Source organism: Ensifer sp., from assembly GCF_035999135.1.
In the GTDB taxonomy this organism is placed as follows: domain Bacteria; phylum Pseudomonadota; class Alphaproteobacteria; order Rhizobiales; family Rhizobiaceae; genus Ensifer.
This window is the reverse complement of the sequence record NZ_DASYGZ010000005.1, coordinates 1-14523: the sequence shown is the minus strand read 5'-3', so window position 1 is coordinate 14523 and position 14523 is coordinate 1. Positions and strand designations below refer to the sequence as shown.

Annotated in this window: 18 protein-coding genes; 8 read left to right on the top strand and 10 right to left on the bottom strand. The window is 64.5% G+C overall.

Annotated elements, in window-relative coordinates; translation table 11 throughout:
• A partial coding sequence (locus VGO12_RS00155; RefSeq protein ID WP_327510730.1) for a hypothetical protein occupies positions 1–256 on the bottom strand: 256 nt, incomplete at its 3' end.
• Between the two features lie 186 nt (positions 257–442).
• On the opposite strand from VGO12_RS00155, the gene VGO12_RS00150 reads away from it, so the two are divergent.
• Positions 443–1399: an adenylate/guanylate cyclase domain-containing protein gene (locus VGO12_RS00150; RefSeq protein WP_327510729.1), complete on the top strand. Its 957-nt coding sequence runs from the start codon at positions 443–445 to the stop codon at positions 1397–1399.
• A 15-nt stretch (positions 1400–1414) separates the two neighbouring features.
• Here the strand turns inward: VGO12_RS00150 and VGO12_RS00145 are convergent, their stop codons facing one another.
• The 3 genes from VGO12_RS00145 to VGO12_RS00135 all read right to left on the bottom strand — a co-directional run bounded on the left by VGO12_RS00145 (position 1415) and on the right by VGO12_RS00135 (position 5027).
• Positions 1415–3415, bottom strand: a complete 2001-nt coding sequence (locus VGO12_RS00145) for an adenylate/guanylate cyclase domain-containing protein (RefSeq protein WP_327510728.1) — start codon at positions 3413–3415, stop codon at positions 1415–1417.
• Positions 3416–3563: 148 nt separating this feature from the next.
• The gene (locus VGO12_RS00140; RefSeq protein ID WP_327510727.1) at positions 3564–4592 is read right to left on the bottom strand and encodes a hydroxyacid dehydrogenase; all 1029 of its coding nucleotides are present in this window, start codon (positions 4590–4592) and stop codon (positions 3564–3566) included.
• Between the two features lie 123 nt (positions 4593–4715).
• Positions 4716–5027, bottom strand: a complete 312-nt coding sequence (locus tag VGO12_RS00135; protein WP_414650648.1) for a hypothetical protein — start codon at positions 5025–5027, stop codon at positions 4716–4718.
• Between the two features lie 108 nt (positions 5028–5135).
• Between VGO12_RS00135 and VGO12_RS00130 the strand changes: the two genes are divergently transcribed.
• Complete coding sequence (locus tag VGO12_RS00130; RefSeq protein ID WP_327510726.1) at positions 5136–5762, top strand: ribonuclease D; 627 nt, start codon at positions 5136–5138, stop codon at positions 5760–5762.
• 14 nt (positions 5763–5776) lie between these two features.
• Here the strand turns inward: VGO12_RS00130 and VGO12_RS00125 are convergent, their stop codons facing one another.
• Both VGO12_RS00125 and VGO12_RS00120 read right to left on the bottom strand, forming a co-directional pair.
• A complete protein-coding gene (locus VGO12_RS00125; RefSeq protein WP_327510725.1) occupies positions 5777–6136 on the bottom strand; it encodes a YqaA family protein in 360 nt (119 codons plus the stop codon).
• Positions 6137–6204: 68 nt separating this feature from the next.
• Positions 6205–6486 carry a SelT/SelW/SelH family protein gene (locus VGO12_RS00120; protein ID WP_327510724.1) on the bottom strand — a complete coding sequence of 94 codons (282 nt, stop codon included), beginning with the start codon at positions 6484–6486 and terminating at the stop codon, positions 6205–6207.
• Positions 6487–6714: 228 nt separating this feature from the next.
• Between VGO12_RS00120 and VGO12_RS00115 the strand changes: the two genes are divergently transcribed.
• A complete protein-coding gene (locus tag VGO12_RS00115) occupies positions 6715–7170 on the top strand; it encodes a DoxX family protein (RefSeq protein ID WP_327510723.1) in 456 nt (151 codons plus the stop codon).
• Between the two features lie 84 nt (positions 7171–7254).
• Here VGO12_RS00115 and rnk read toward each other — a convergent pair whose 3' ends face one another.
• Complete coding sequence (gene rnk, locus VGO12_RS00110) at positions 7255–7659, bottom strand: nucleoside diphosphate kinase regulator (RefSeq protein WP_327510722.1); 405 nt, start codon at positions 7657–7659, stop codon at positions 7255–7257.
• Positions 7660–7813: 154 nt separating this feature from the next.
• On the bottom strand, positions 7814–7960 hold the full coding sequence (locus VGO12_RS00105; protein ID WP_327510721.1) for a hypothetical protein: 147 nt from the start codon (positions 7958–7960) through the stop codon (positions 7814–7816).
• Positions 7961–8027: 67 nt separating this feature from the next.
• On the opposite strand from VGO12_RS00105, the gene VGO12_RS00100 reads away from it, so the two are divergent.
• From VGO12_RS00100 to VGO12_RS00085, 4 genes are read left to right on the top strand one after another with little or no spacing between them, the layout of a single operon-like run.
• Positions 8028–8783, top strand: a complete 756-nt coding sequence (locus VGO12_RS00100) for a type 1 glutamine amidotransferase (protein ID WP_327510720.1) — start codon at positions 8028–8030, stop codon at positions 8781–8783.
• Positions 8780–9259, top strand: a complete 480-nt coding sequence (locus VGO12_RS00095; RefSeq protein WP_327510719.1) for a GFA family protein — start codon at positions 8780–8782, stop codon at positions 9257–9259. The genes VGO12_RS00100 and VGO12_RS00095 overlap by 4 nt, the downstream gene beginning before the upstream one ends.
• On the top strand, positions 9256–9807 hold the full coding sequence (locus tag VGO12_RS00090) for a sugar O-acetyltransferase (RefSeq protein WP_327510718.1): 552 nt from the start codon (positions 9256–9258) through the stop codon (positions 9805–9807). Before VGO12_RS00095 ends, VGO12_RS00090 begins: the two co-directional genes overlap by 4 nt.
• A gap of 30 nt (positions 9808–9837) precedes the next feature.
• Entirely contained in the window at positions 9838–10344 is a 507-nt protein-coding gene (locus tag VGO12_RS00085; protein ID WP_327510717.1) for a GNAT family protein, read from the top strand.
• Between the two features lie 140 nt (positions 10345–10484).
• Here the strand turns inward: VGO12_RS00085 and VGO12_RS00080 are convergent, their stop codons facing one another.
• A complete protein-coding gene (locus VGO12_RS00080) occupies positions 10485–11099 on the bottom strand; it encodes a helix-turn-helix domain-containing protein (protein ID WP_327510716.1) in 615 nt (204 codons plus the stop codon).
• Between the two features lie 130 nt (positions 11100–11229).
• Between VGO12_RS00080 and VGO12_RS00075 the strand changes: the two genes are divergently transcribed.
• On the top strand, positions 11230–12696 hold the full coding sequence (locus VGO12_RS00075; RefSeq protein ID WP_327510715.1) for an MFS transporter: 1467 nt from the start codon (positions 11230–11232) through the stop codon (positions 12694–12696).
• Positions 12697–12761: 65 nt separating this feature from the next.
• Here the strand turns inward: VGO12_RS00075 and lepA are convergent.
• A partial coding sequence (gene lepA, locus VGO12_RS00070) for a translation elongation factor 4 (RefSeq protein WP_327510714.1) occupies positions 12762–14523 on the bottom strand: 1762 nt, incomplete at its 5' end.

Sequence of the window (14523 nt, the reverse complement as noted above, 5' to 3'; positions counted from 1 at the left end):
AATTGGTAGACGCGCCAGCTTCAGGTGCTGGTACTCGAAAGGGTGTGGAGGTTCGAGTCCTCTTCTGGGCACCAAATTCCCAAGCCAAGTCTTTGACTTGGTTTTGAAAAACCCCGGTTCGCCGGGGTTTTTTCGTTTCTGGTTCCACGCGGTTTTGGCCGCGAATTTCCGCGCAATCCGGCATCGATTTGAAGCGCATCGGTTGCGCGGCGACGGTATTTCGCCCGTTGCGACTTGAAGCTTTCGACGACAGCATTGATATTCTATCCGCGAGGAAATCGAGCCGGACGCTTGGCATATGCCGCCATGGCGAACGGTGCGAAACGTGCTTGCGCCGCCTGAGAGGCGTTCGCGAGCTGAGGGAGACGCGCGACGCACCATCTCTGGCGTGGCGTCGGACAAACATCCGCCGCAGTGGCGGTTCTTGAGCGAGGATAGGGCGATGTCTGAGACGCGCCGCAAGCTGACGACGATCTTCTCTGCGGATGTGCAGGACTATACGCGGTTGATGCGTGCCGACGAGGAAGGCACGCTCGCCACCTTGAAGCAGCATCGCGATGCCATGGGGCGGCTGATCGAGACGCACCACGGCCGGGTGGTCAACACCTGGGGCGATGGTCTGATCGCCGAGTTTCCAAGCGTGGTCGAGGCGCTGCGCACCGCCATCGACGTGCAGAACGAGCTGGCGGGCTGTAACGCCAAGTGCCCTGTCGACGAGCAGATGCTGTTTCGCATCGGTATCAATCTTGGCGACGTCATTGCCGAAGGGGACGACCTCTATGGCGACGGCGTCAACGTCGCCGCGCGCCTGCAGGCATCGGCGCCCGCGGGCGGGATCGTCATCTCCAACACCGTCTATGATCAGGTGCGCAACAAGGTCGCGGTCGGCTTCGATTTTCTCGGAGCGCTCGAGGTCAAGAACATCGACGGCGGCGTTCCGAGCTATGCCGTGCGGATCGGCGCGGCCGACACGCGCCCGGGGATCGGCCTTTCGGGCTTCGGCCGTGCCGCCGGTTCATCTACAGCGTCGACTGCGCGCGCCGAGACCGGGCCAACCGGCCGCGAAGGAGCAATCGCTGCGGCCAGACGCGGGTCGCTGCCGACGCTTGCGGTCATCGCCGCGGGACTGGTCGCGCTCAATCTTCTGACCTGGGACGGGACCCTCTGGTCCGTCTGGCCGGCGCTCGGCCTCGGCATTCTCTGGGGGCTTGGCTGGTTGAAGCGCAACCCGGGCATCGATCGCGGCATCGGCATGCTGGCGCTTGCCGGGCTGGTGCTTCTGACCATCAACGTCCTGACGTGGAACGGGGTGTTCTGGGCCGTCTGGCCGCTGCTGGCCTTTGCCGTGGTCGCCGGCATCCGCTGGGTCACGCGGCCGCGCCGCAGCGTTGGTCCCTGAGCACGACGGCCCGCTCTAGGCGTTGTTCGCACTCAGGCTGCCGTCCGGGGTGCCCGGCGTCGTCGTCTCGGTTGCCTCTTCCTCCGGTTCCGCGCCGAGCACTTCATAGATCTCGAGTGCCGTTGCGCGGCCCTTGGCCTGCGCCGTGCCGAGCGGCCGGAAGTGGATGGCCTTGCCGGCCTGGGCGACGACGGCGCCACTGGCCATGATTGTCGTGTCGTAGTTCTTGTTCATGCCTTCAAGGCGCGAGGCGACGTTCACGGTGTCGCCCATGGCCGTATATTGCAGCCGCTCCCGGGCGCCGACATTGCCGACGACGGCGGTGCCGGTGTGGATGCCGAAGCGGGTCCTGAATTCGGGCAGTCCCTTGGCGCGCTGCGCCTCGTTGAAGACTTGAAGTCTTTGCTGCACGGCGAGCGCGCAACGACAGGCATTCTCCGCGTGTCTGTCGTCCGGCGCCGGCGCATTCCACATCGCAAACACCGAATCGCCGAGGAACTGAATGATCGTGCCGTCGTGTTCGCCGACCGTCTCGCTGAAGATGTCGAAATACTCCGACAGCATTGCCACGACCTCTTCGGGCGAATGCCGCTCGCTGAGCGTGGTGAAGTCGTAGATGTCGGTGAAAAGTGCAGTCACTTCCTGGCGCCAGGCGGAGCGGCCGGAGAAGTGGCCAGACTCGATGCCCTTGCGCACCAGTTCCTTCGGCACATAGAGCGCGAAGGTGAAGATCGCGTCGCGGGCCCTGTTCATCGCACCGCCGAGGGTGGAGATTTCGCTGACATGCGACGACACGTCGATCGGCGTGGTGAAGTCGAGATCCTGCAGCCGGTTGGCGCTGGCGGTCAGCTGGTTCAGGCCCTTGGTGATCAGGTGAGCGAGCACCAGCGAGGCGAGCACGGCAAGCGTGACCACGGCACCGGAAATCGCCAGCCCCTGCACCAGCGTGCGGTTGGCTTCGGCCATGAGCTCGTCGAGCGGCGCGGCCACCACCGCGCGGGTGCCCGACAGCAGCAGTGCGGTTTCGAGCGGCGTCACCATGACGAGGTAGGTGCGGTCGCCAACCTGGACGAAATCGGCCTTGCCGGGCGCCGGAGGATGCAGGCGAATGCTCTGGATCAGGGGGTCGCTGTCGGCCTGGACGATCGGGCTATCCCTGTCCTTCGCCGCCATGATGCGACGCATCATCACCCGGTCCGAATGGATGATCGGTCGACCGACACTGTCGAGGATGAACGAAACGGACCCGGCCGTCAGACGTTCGCGGGCCAGGAAATCGGTGATCGTGTCGAGGATCACGTCGGCGCCGATGACGATCTCAGGGTTGCCCCTGTGGGCCTGGGAGATCGTCATTCCGAGCGTTTCGGTCGTCGCACTTTCGTAAGGGCCGGTCGAGATCGCGGCTCTGCCATTGACCGCGGCTCGGTACCAGGGCCTGGTTCGCGGGTCGAAGCCCGAGTAGGGAACGATCCGGTCGGAAAACTGCGTGCCGTCCTTGTCGAGAAAGAGCACGCGCTGCAGGGACTTGCCGTCGGCATCCTTTTCCATCGAGCGCACGGCGATGGCCGCACCACGCGGCGCATCGAGCGCCATGCGCCATGCGACCTGCTTGAGATCGACCATGTGAAAGAAAGCGCCGTTGGGATAGCCCACATAGACACCGTCGATATGCGGTGACCGGGAGATCCCTTCGCGAAGGACGGCCACCTTGTCGGCCATGCGCTCGGGCGGCGGCACGAGGAAGGAATTGGCAACCGAGGAGACGAGGCTGACGAGCGCCGAGGTATCGCCCGAAAGCACCCCCAGCCGATCGACGAGCCGGCTCATGAAACCGCGCATGTTGGCTTCGGCGTCGGCGATCGCCGCATTGCGCGATCGATAGTAGTCAAGCCCGACCAGCGTGGCGGAAACCGCAATCAGCATGGCGACCATGACCAGACTGAACAACGAGCGAAGCGAACTGTTCCAGCCGTCTCTGCGGCTGCTTATTCTGGCATCGGGCGCGTTGTCTGCCATCGGGCTCTCTGTTTTGGTGCTGCGCTGCCGTTCAAACGCACGGCGACCCATGCGTGCAAGTTTGCTCTGGGCCGCCTTGCGTTGAAAACCCTATATGCGATTCCCGTAAAACACGTTAACCGCGTGCGCCCTTTATGAAAACCGGTCGTCAGTTCACGGTTACCGGTTTCGAGCGCATGCGGGCGACGGTTTCGCGTTCGGCCCGCTTGCAACGCATCGGCGGCAGGTCGCGGTCCATCAGGTCCATGTCTTCGAGCACCATGTCGCCCATCTTCCTGAAGGCGCTGTCGAGAGCGCCCGCGCGATGGGCCGAGCGCAGAAAGCCCGGGAGCTTGCGAACGGGGTGGTCGAGCGATAACGGTTCGTCCGGGAAGACGTCGCTTGCCGCCACGATATGCCCGCGTTCGACCGCCGCCATCAGCGCGTCGAAATCGACGACGCCGGCGCGGCTCAACAGGATGAAGGCCGCACCCGGTCGCATGCGGGCAAAGGCCTTCTCTCCCAGAAACCCCTCGTTCTCGCTGGTGACCGAGGCGACGACGAAGATGAAATCGCTCTCGCCCAGCACCGTGTCGAGCGATGCCGGCTCGACGCCATTGTCCTTCAGGATCGAGGCTGGCATCCAGGGATCAAAGACGCGGATTTTCGCCCGGAAGCCCGAAAGCACGCGGTTCAGCGCCTTGCCGAGGTCGCCGAAACCGATGATGCCGATGTCGGCGCCGGACAGCAGCCGGGCCGAGCGGTTGCCGTCACCGCCCCAGAGCTCACGCCCCTCGCGAAAGGCAAGGTCCGCATCGACGATGCCGCGGGCGATGTTGAGCGCCATGGCGAGGCCAAGCTCCGCCACCGGCTCGGCAAAGACCTGGCCGGTGGTCACCACATGGATGCCGCGCTGAAACAGCGTCTCGTAGGGCATGTTGTTGATCAGGTTGCTTTCGACGTTGAGAATTGCCCTCAGCTTGCCCATGCGGGCAAGGGTGGCGTCGTCGAGCGGCGGCTGGCCGATGATGTAGCGCGCCTCTGACAGCACGGCGTCGCCCAGTCCGGCGATATCGTCGGGATCGGCTTCGACGATGCGGTAACGCCGGTTGAGGTCGTCAAGCGCCTGCGGCGTGAAAATCAGGTCGAGCGTGCGCGGATGAGGTGCGCTGATGGCGAGCGGTCTCGTTTCGGACATGGTTCCTCCCTGGCGGAGGTGCCTCCGCTTCCTCGCCATCAGGTCTAGGAACAAATCGCCGCCTTGCCAAGCGTCAGGATGGTTCCGGAGCCGGGCAACCGCACGGTCGGGTGGCGCGGTGCCTCAGTAGCCGAGGCCGCGCTTCTGCCGATAGAGCGACGGCGGCAGGTCGCTGCCCTGGAAGACGGGTCCGTCGCCGCGGCGGCAGTTGTAGATCGTGTCGTAGATGGGGCGGCCGCGCGCCGTCGATTCGAACGGATAGTTGCGGTCGACGAACGTCTGCTCGCAGACGGTCTGGTCGCCGCCGCCGTTCAGCGGCTCCATCTGGCGCACGCCGGGGAGGTCCCGGTAGGTCTGCGCCGCTGCCGGCATCGCGGAAAGCATTGCTGCAAGCGCAAGCGCGGAAAGGGGAAGGGCGAGGTGAAACGACGACATCGTCAGGACTTTCGAAGCGGCAACCGGCAAGCGTAATGTGACAACGGTATCGCCGGCGCCAAACTTGCGCTATAGGCCACACCACTTCCTTTGATCTGGGGATTTTCGATGGCGAATGCAATACGGTTCCACGAAGGCGACATTTCCGCTGTTGATGCCGACCGCTATCGAGGGGCGATCGCGATCGACACGGAGACGCTCGGCCTCATCCCGCGCCGCGATCGTTTGTGCGTGGTGCAGCTTTCCCCGGGTGACGGCACCGCCGACGTGATCCGTATCGCCGCAGGACAGAAGCAAGCGCCGAACCTCGTCGCCATGCTCGAGGATCCTGCGCGCCAGAAGATCTTCCATTTCGGCCGTTTCGATATCGCCGTGCTGTTCCACACCTTCGGGGTGACGACGACGCCGGTCTTCTGCACGAAGATCGCGTCGCGGCTGAGCCGCACCTATACCGATCGCCACGGCCTCAAGGACAATCTCAAGGAAATGCTCGAGGTCGACATCTCCAAGCAGCAGCAGTCTTCCGACTGGGCGGCCGAGATCCTGTCGCCGGCCCAGCTCGAATATGCCGCCTCCGACGTGCTGCACCTGCATGCCTTGCGCGACAAGCTGACAGCCCGGCTGTTGCGCGATGGTCGCATGGACCATGCCGATGCCTGCTTCGCCTTCCTGCCGACGCGCTCCAAGCTCGACCTGCTCGGCTGGGACGAGACGGATATTTTCGCGCACAGCTGAAAGTTTCCGCGCCGTTATGGCGTCAGATAAAGCACGACCGCATAGCGCGCCGCCTTGCCGACGGTGACGAACAGCAGGAACAAGGGCAGCTTCATGCGCAGGAGCCCGGCGACCAGCGTCAAGGGGTCGCCGATGACCGGCACCCAGGACAGAAGCAGAACCGGTTGTCCGTAGCGGGCAAAAAGGGCCTCCGCCTTCTGCCGCCCGGCCGGCGACACCGGAAACCAGCGCCGATCCTCGAAACGGATGAGAAAACGGCCAAGCGCAAAATTGACGACGGCGCCCAGCACGTTGCCGCCTGTTGCGGCGACGAAAAGGGCGGTCCGGCTCGTCTCTCCATGCAGGGCTGCCGCGACGACTGCCGCTTCCGACATGCCGAAAAGCAGCGTTGCCGACAGGAAGGCGGCGGAAAAGACGCCAACGAGAATGCCGAAATCCAGGATCAGCTCCTGTCGGTATGGCCGAGATCGCGCTCCGGCTCGATGATGTCGCGGATGCGCTGCTTCAGTTCCTTGGGGCCAGGAAATCCGCCGTCGCGCTTGCGCTCCCAGACAAGCCCGTCGTTGACGCGGATCTCGAAATTGCCGCCGGTGCCGGGAATGAGCGCCACTTCGCCGAGCGACTGGCCGAAGGTCTGCAACAGTTCCTGCGCCATCCAGCCGGCCCGAAGAAGCCAGTTGCACTGGGTGCAATAGAGGATGGTGATGCGCGGCTTTTCGTCCATCGGGTGGTTCTCGGATCTGTGTCGGGCGGATCTGTGTCGGGCGGCGACCATACCGGTCGCGCATCATGGAGACAACCGCGGCTGCCTGCGCGCTCACGTCGCACTCACGTAATTGTCAACCAATTTAGTCATGTTTTTATCGCCTGCCAGCTTGCTTTGGGCTCGCGTCACGGCGAGACAATGCGGCCTTGCACAAATTGTCGCACCCAACCGCCGGAGAGGCCACCGATGACCGACGTTACCGCTTCCACTTCCCGCCCGCGCGCCATCCTGCCGGCGCTTCAGAAGATCTACCTGCCGCTCGACACCTTTGCCGAGACGCTGCTGCGGGTCCTCGCCGGCGTCCTGCTCGCGGTTCATGGTTTCGGCAAGATCACCAACCCCTTCGGCGCGGTCGGCATGGTCGAAGGGCTGGGCTTCTACCCCGGCGTCTTCTGGTCGCCGCTTCTCGCCGCAACGGAATTCTTCGGCGGTATCCTGATCGCGATCGGCCTCTTGACCCGCCCGGCGGCTTTTGCCGGCATGATCGTTTTGCTCGTCACCGTCTATTTCCACGGCATCGTGCAGGGAGAGGGGCTCTTCGGCGCCGAAAAGTCGATCCTCTGGGCGGCGATCCTGTTCTTCTTCGCCATCCGAGGCGCCAACAGCCAGTCGGTGGACGCGAAACTCGGCAAGCAGTTCTGATCGGAAACGACGGTCAGAAAAACGGGGAGGCGGTGAAAACCGGCCTCCCCGTTTTCGTAAGGACGCGCGAACGTTGCCGAAGCGTCAGGCGCTTTGATCGGCCGTGACGGCGCGAATGGTCATGCGGTGGACCTTGCCGGAACGATCCTGCCAGTCGATCGACTGGCCGACGGAGAGGCCGATCAGCGCCGCACCAACAGGCGTCAGCACCGAGATGCGCCCTGCCTCGATATCGGCCTCGCCGGGATAGACGAGCGTCACCTTCTTCGCAAAGCCGTTGTCAGCTTCGAATGCGACGGTGGAGCCCATCTGCACGCTGTCGGCAGGCAAGGTGTCCGCCGCTCCGATCTTGGCGCGATCGAGTTCGGCAAGCAATGCCTCGGCGACGTCGGGCACGCGTTCGAGCGCGGTCGACGCAAGCGCCGACAGCCGCTTGTGGTCTTCGGCATTGATGATGATCGGGGGAAGTTTCTTGCGGGATGCCGCCATGATGTGACCTGACACGTTCGATCGATGCGCGCCGACTGGGCGCAGTCGAAAACAGATTTTTGGAGATTCGGCGCTCGTTCAGCCGCGTGGCAAATTTCTTCTGCCGACGCGAAAGGCTCCCCTCACCCGGAGAGCGCAAGCATCCGGGCCGGGGTCAGGGTCCTGCGATCGGGCACACCCGGAAGCAGCAATAGGAAGAAATGATCGACATCATGATGCCCCAAGGGTCGGAAAGTTCGGGCAGGAAGTCAAGGCCGGCGGCGACATCGCTCGCCTGGATGGGCTTTTCGGTTGCTCTCATACTCGCCTCTTGAACCTCGAACGCGGTCGTGGTCTGTCTCTGTTCGCAAGAACGAAAGGGCGTATCGATGCGGGTACTGGTGATCGAAAACATGGCGAAAACCGAGCTCGGCCAGGTCGGCATGGCGCTTCGCGAGGCAAAGGCCGAGATCGATATCCGCCGCGCCTATCTCGGCGAACCCGTTCCCGAAACGCCTGAAGGCTATGACGCCCTGGTCGTGCTTGGCGGCGAACAGAGCGCGCTGGACGACGACGCCTATCCCTATCTCTCCGCGCTTGCCACGCTGATGCGCGCCTTCGGCGACAGCGACCGCTCCGTGCTCGGCATCTGCCTCGGCAGCCAGGTTCTGGCCCGTGCCTATGGCGGGAAAAACCTGCTCGGGGCCGCCAGAGAGTTCGGCTGGTGCCAGGTGCATGTGCGCGGTGAGGGCGCCGTCGATCCGGTGCTGTCCAGCGTCGGAGAGAGCTTTCCGATCTTCCAGTGGCACGGCGATACCTTCACGCTGCCCGACGGGGCCGTCCACCTCGCCGAAAACGCCGTCACCGCCCATCAGGCCTTCCGTATGGGGCGTGCCGCCTACGGCACGCAGTTCCATTTCGAGGCGGACACGCATCTGGTCGAGGACTGGAACCGGACCTTCCCGGATACCATCAACCGGCTCGATCCCACCTGGCTCGCCCGCTACCGCGAGCATGCTGCCCGCCATGGGCGTGAGGCCGATGCCGCGGGCCTGGCGCTGGCGCGCGCCTGGGTGGCGACGATCGGCCGTCATGGTGGCATGATCGGACATGCAGGCCCGATGCTGGAGGAGATCGACGGATGAGTGACGCACCGCAAGGCGGCTGCTTCTGCGGCCGCATTCGCTATCGGCTGAAGGCAGCGCCGATGTTTGTCAATTGCTGCCACTGCAGCGATTGCCAACGCCAGGTCGGCAGCGCCTTCGTGGTCAATGGCGTGATCGAGCGCGACAACATCGAGCTGACCAGGGGCGAGCCCGTGGTCGTGTCGCTTCCCGCCGACAGCGGCCGCCCTCACGACGTCTACCGCTGCGCCGAATGCCAGACGGCGCTCTGGAGCGACTACGGCCGGCGCGGCTGGCTGTCCTTTCTCAGGGTCGCAAGCCTCGACGATTCCTCGGCTTTCCCGCCGGACGCCCATATCTTCACGCGATCCAGGGTTCGCTGGCTTTCGCTCGAAGGCGGCGCCCCGGCTTTCGAGATCTACTACGACATGAAGACCCAGTGGCCGCCCGAAAGCCTGGCGCGGCGCGCGGCGGCCGAAGCAAAGGCGAAAGCGTGAGCACGAGCGAGCGGGAAAAGATGGCCGCTGGTGAGTGGTATTCGTGCCTTGACCCGGAGCTCGACGCCCTCCGGCTGACGGCACGCGAGGCTGTGCATCAGCACAACACCATGCCCCCGGCCGAACGTGCAGACATGGCGCCGGCGCTGCGCGCACTGTTCGGCTCCGTTGCCGACGATGTCGTCATCGAGGCGCCGTTCCATTGCTCCTACGGTATCAACATTCATCTCGGCGCCCGCGTCTTTCTCAATGCCGGCTGCACCATCCTCGACAGCGGTCGGGTGACGATCGGCGAGGGCACGATGCTCGGGCCGAGCGTGCAGATCTATTGCGCCGAGCACCACAAGGACGCCGCGCTTCGCGCCCAGGGCCTCGAAGTCGCCCGCCCGGTGACAATCGGCGCCGATGTCTGGATCGGCGGCGGCGCGATCATTCTCGGCGGCGTGACAATCGGCGCCGGCGCAATTGTCGGCGCGGGCTCGGTGGTGACGAAGGACGTGGCTGCCGGCGCAGTCGTGGCTGGCAACCCGGCGCGCGCGCTGCGGTGATACCGAACAATTTTCAGAAGGACGATTTTGATGACGAGCGAGACGAGGTCGATCCACGTGCGCCCCGCGCGCCCCGACGATGCACCAGCACTCTGCACCTTCCTGAACGAGATCATCCGGATCGGCGGCACAACCGCTCACCAGACACCGTTCACGCCTGAAAGCTTCGTCGCGCACTACCTCGCCGGTCCCGGCTTCGTCTGCTGCTTCGTCGCCGAGGATGAGGCTGGCGAGCCTTGCGCGTTCCAGGCGCTGGACCGCTGGGACGGAATACCCAAGGATTGGGCCGATATCGGCACCTTCTCGCGCCCCGGCAACAAGGTGTCGGGCGCCGGCACGGCGCTCTTCAGGGCCACGTGCGACCACGCCCGTTCGATCGGCCTTGCGGCGCTCAACGCCACCATCCGTGCCGACAACGCCGGCGGGCTCGCCTATTACGGCAAGATGGGTTTCGTCGATTACAAGGTCGAGAAGGCGGTGCCGCTCAAGGACGGCACGCCGGTGGACCGGATCTGGAAGCGGTTCCTGCTGTCGTAAGTCAAGGCGACGCTGTCGCCTTGACCCTGCTTTACGCTCCTCGAGGTCATCCTCGGGCTTGACCCGAGGATCCAGACGCAGGCCTGAAAATTCCTGGCAGACGTCGCGTCAGCCAACCGGATCTTTCACTGCCGGTGCCTCTACCGTCGGCTTCGCTCAACCATCGCAGCGATCGTCTCGTAAAGCTCGTCCTTCGCCTCTTCAGCCGTGATCTCTGCGGTCGCGGCGGCCTCAGACAAGCCGTCGGCGGCCCCGAGCATGGCCCAGAAGCCGGCCTGGGCAATGCCGTCCGCGCCCGTAAACGGCTCCAGCACCGTCCGGCACTTGTCGATGTAGAGCAGCCGGTAGGCGCGCTTGACGGCCGCAAGCTCGGGCGAGCCGGCAAGCGCTGCCAGGACGCCGGGGATCTCGCGACCCTGCGTCAGGACGCAATCGACATAGGATGAGGCAATGGTCCTGGCCGTAGCCTCCAGCGTCGGCGCGCTTTCGGCAATGGCGGCATCCATTACCACGGTCTGGCGCCCGTCGAAGTCCTGGTAAAGTGCCGCCAGCAGTCCGTTGCGGGTGCCGAAATGGTCATAGACCACCGGCTTGGCAACGGCCGCCTCTTCCGCCAGTCGCGGCAGCGTCAGCACGTCGGTGCCTTCTTCGCGCACGAGCTTCCAGGCGACATCGATGAGCTGGCTCAACCGTTGTTCGCGGGTGAGGCGGATGCGCTTGGTCGTGTCCGGGCTCGTCTTCATGGCGCTTGACATCACTATATACCAAAAGTAACTTACCTGAAGTATATAGAAGATGTTCCCCAATCGCAACCATCCGCCCGCGTCATCGCCAGCGGCCGACGCGGCATGCTCCCGCATGCCGTTTGCAAAGGATTTATGCCCAATGACCGACACTTCGTTTCCACGCTCCCAAGAGAAAAGCGCATGGCTGGGCCTGATGGCGGTGTTGCCACTGGTGCTGCTTGTGGCCATGGACGGTTCCATCCTCTACCTCGCCATGCCACGCGTAACCTCGGCGCTGATGCCCACGGCCGACCAGGCGCTCTGGATCCTCGATATCTACGGCTTCGTGGTCGGATCGCTGCTGATCGCCTTCGGCAACATCGGCGACCGCTATGGCCGGCTGAGACTGATCATGATCGGCGCGGTGATCTTCGGCCTGGGATCGCTCGCCGCCGCCTATGCGCAGTCGCCGATTGCGCTGATCGCTGCGCGCGCGCTGATGGGGCTCGGCGGCGCCACCTTGCTGCCCTCCGGCCTGGCGATCGTCAGCGCTCTGTTTCCCGACCCGCGCGAGCGCGCCCAGGCAATCGGCATCTTCGCGGCCACCTTTGCCGCCGGCTTTGCCATCGGTCCGGTTCTAGGCGGCCTTCTGTTGCAGCGGCTGGAGTGGGGTTCTGTGTTCCTGATCAACGTCCCCGTCGTGCTCGGCTTCCTGATCGCCGCGCCTATCCTGCTTCGCGAAGTCCGCACCACGACCTATGGCCGCATCGATCTGCCGAGCCTCGTCTTGTCCTTTGCCGGCATCCTGCTCTTCACCTATTCGCTGAAGACCGCGGCCGCCCACGGCTTCACGGCGCTGCAAACCGCCGCCGGGATCGTCGGCATCGTCGCCATCGCGCTGTTTCTTCGCAGGCAGACACGGATCGTCTATCCGCTGCTCGATCTCGGGCTCTTCCGCGACCGGATCTTTTCGATCGCCATCCTCACCGGCCTGTTGCCGCTGGTCGTCTGGTCCGCGGTCGGCTACCTCTCAGGCATCTATCTGCAATCGGTGCTGGGCTTCGATGTCTTCACCGCCGCTCTCCTGACCCTGCCGGGCGCCGTGGTGCTGATGGTCACCTGCGTCGGGACCGCCCACGTCGTCGACAAGGTCGGCCGCCGGACGGCCCTGGTCGCAACGCATGTCCTCATTGCAGCCGGCGTTTTCCTGCTTCTGTTGACGAGCACAGAGGCGGGCGTCGCCGCCCTCATCGCCTCGACCGTCGTCGCGGGCATCGGCTACGGCCTCTCCTTCAGCCTGGTCGCCGAGATTGCCGTGTCGGCGGTGCCGGCCGAACGCGCCGGTGCGGCCGGCTCGATCGCCGAGACCAGCAACGAACTCGGCAACGCGCTCGGCATCACACTTTTGGGCTCGCTGGCCGCCCTCAGCTTCCGCCTGTTCGGCCCGGGCGTCGCCGGTACGCTCGACGAAACGCTCGATCATCCAGGCCTGTCTTCCGAGACGATCCTGCAGGCCAAGGAAGCCTTCCTCACCGGCCTGCACATGGCCGCCGGCGTCGGCGGGCTCGCGCTCCTGGCCTTGGGCACCGCTGCCTGGCTATGGCTGCCGAGGAAATTGCCGGAATAGCGGCTCCGGCACAAAAAGAAAAAGGGAGGCAATGCCTCCCTCAATCAGCCGAGCCTTGAGTGCCCTTATTCGTCGCCCATCTTGAGGGCGGCGATGAAGGCTTCCTGCGGGATTTCCACCTTGCCGAACTGGCGCATGCGCTTCTTGCCGGCCTTCTGCTTTTCCAGGAGCTTGCGCTTGCGGGTTGCGTCACCGCCGTAGCACTTGGCGGTCACGTCCTTGCGGAGCGCCGAGATGGTCTCGCGGGCAATGACGTTGCCGCCGATCGCGGCCTGGATCGGGATCTTGAACATGTGCTTCGGGATCAGCTCCTTGAGCTTCTCGCACATTTCACGGCCGCGCTTTTCCGCCGCCATCCGGTGCACCATCATCGACAGCGCGTCGACCGGCTCGCCGTTGACGAGGATCGACATCTTCACAAGGTTGCCTTCCTTGTGCTCAGTGATCTGGTAGTCGAACGAGGCGTAGCCCTTTGAGATCGACTTCAGGCGGTCGTAGAAGTCGAACACCACTTCGTTGAGCGGCAGGTCGTAGGTCAGCATCGCGCGGGTGCCAACGTATGTCAGTTCGATCTGGATGCCGCGCCGGTCCTGGCAGAGCTTCAGGATGCCGCCGAGATAGTCGTCGGGGGTCAGGATCGTCGCGCGGATCCACGGCTCGTGGATTTCGGCGATCTTGACGACGTCGGGCATGTCGGCCGGGTTGTGCAGTTCGCGCTCGGAGCCGTCGGTCATGAACAGCTTGTAGACGACCGAAGGGGCCGTCGCGATCAGGTCGAGGTCGAACTCGCGCTCGAGGCGCTCCTGGATGATTTCGAGGTGAAGCAGGCCAAGGAAGCCGCAGCGGAAGCCGAAGCCGAGCGCGGCAGACGATTCCATTTCGAACGAGAACGACGCGTCGTTGAGGCGCAGCTTGCCCATCGCCGAGCGCAGGTCCTCGAAGTCGGCGGCGTCAACCGGGAAGAGGCCGCAGAAGACCACCGGCTGCGCCGGCTTGAAGCCCGGCAGTGCGGTTGCGGTCGGACGCTTGTCCTCGGTGATGGTGTCGCCGACGCGGGTGTCGGCCACTTCCTTGATCGAGGCGGTGATGAAGCCGATCTCGCCCGGGCCGAGCGCGTCCATCGCCACCATCTTCGGCGTCAGCACGCCGACGCGTTCGATCGAATACTTGGCGTCGGTGCCCATCATGCGGATGGTCATGCCCTTCTTGAGCGTGCCGTCGATGATGCGCACGAGAACCATGACGCCGAGATAGGTGTCGTACCAGCTGTCGACCAGCAGGGCCTTCAACGGCGCCGTATCGCCGCCGTCGCTCTTCGGCGCCGGCAGCTTGGTGACGATCGCTTCGAGCACGTCGGGAATGCCGAGACCGGTCTTCGCCGAAATCAGCACGGCGTCGGACGCGTCGATGCCGATCACTTCCTCGATCTGCTCCTTGATGCGGTCGGGTTCGGCCGCCGGCAGGTCGATCTTGTTGAGCACGGTCACGAGTTCGTGGTTGTTGTCGATCGCCTGGTAGACGTTGGCAAGCGTCTGGGCTTCCACGCCTTGCGAGGCATCGACGACGAGCAGCGAGCCTTCGCAGGCCGACAGCGAGCGCGAGACTTCGTAGGCAAAGTCGACGTGGCCGGGCGTGTCGATGAGGTTCAGCACATAGGTCTCGCCGTCATTGGCCTTGTAGTGCAGACGCACCGTCTGGGCCTTGATGGTGATGCCGCGCTCGCGCTCGATATCCATGCTGTCGAGCACCTGCTCGGACATCTCGCGCTCGGCGAGGCCGCCGGTGGACTGGATCAGCCGGTCGGCAAGCGTCGACTTGCCGTGGTCG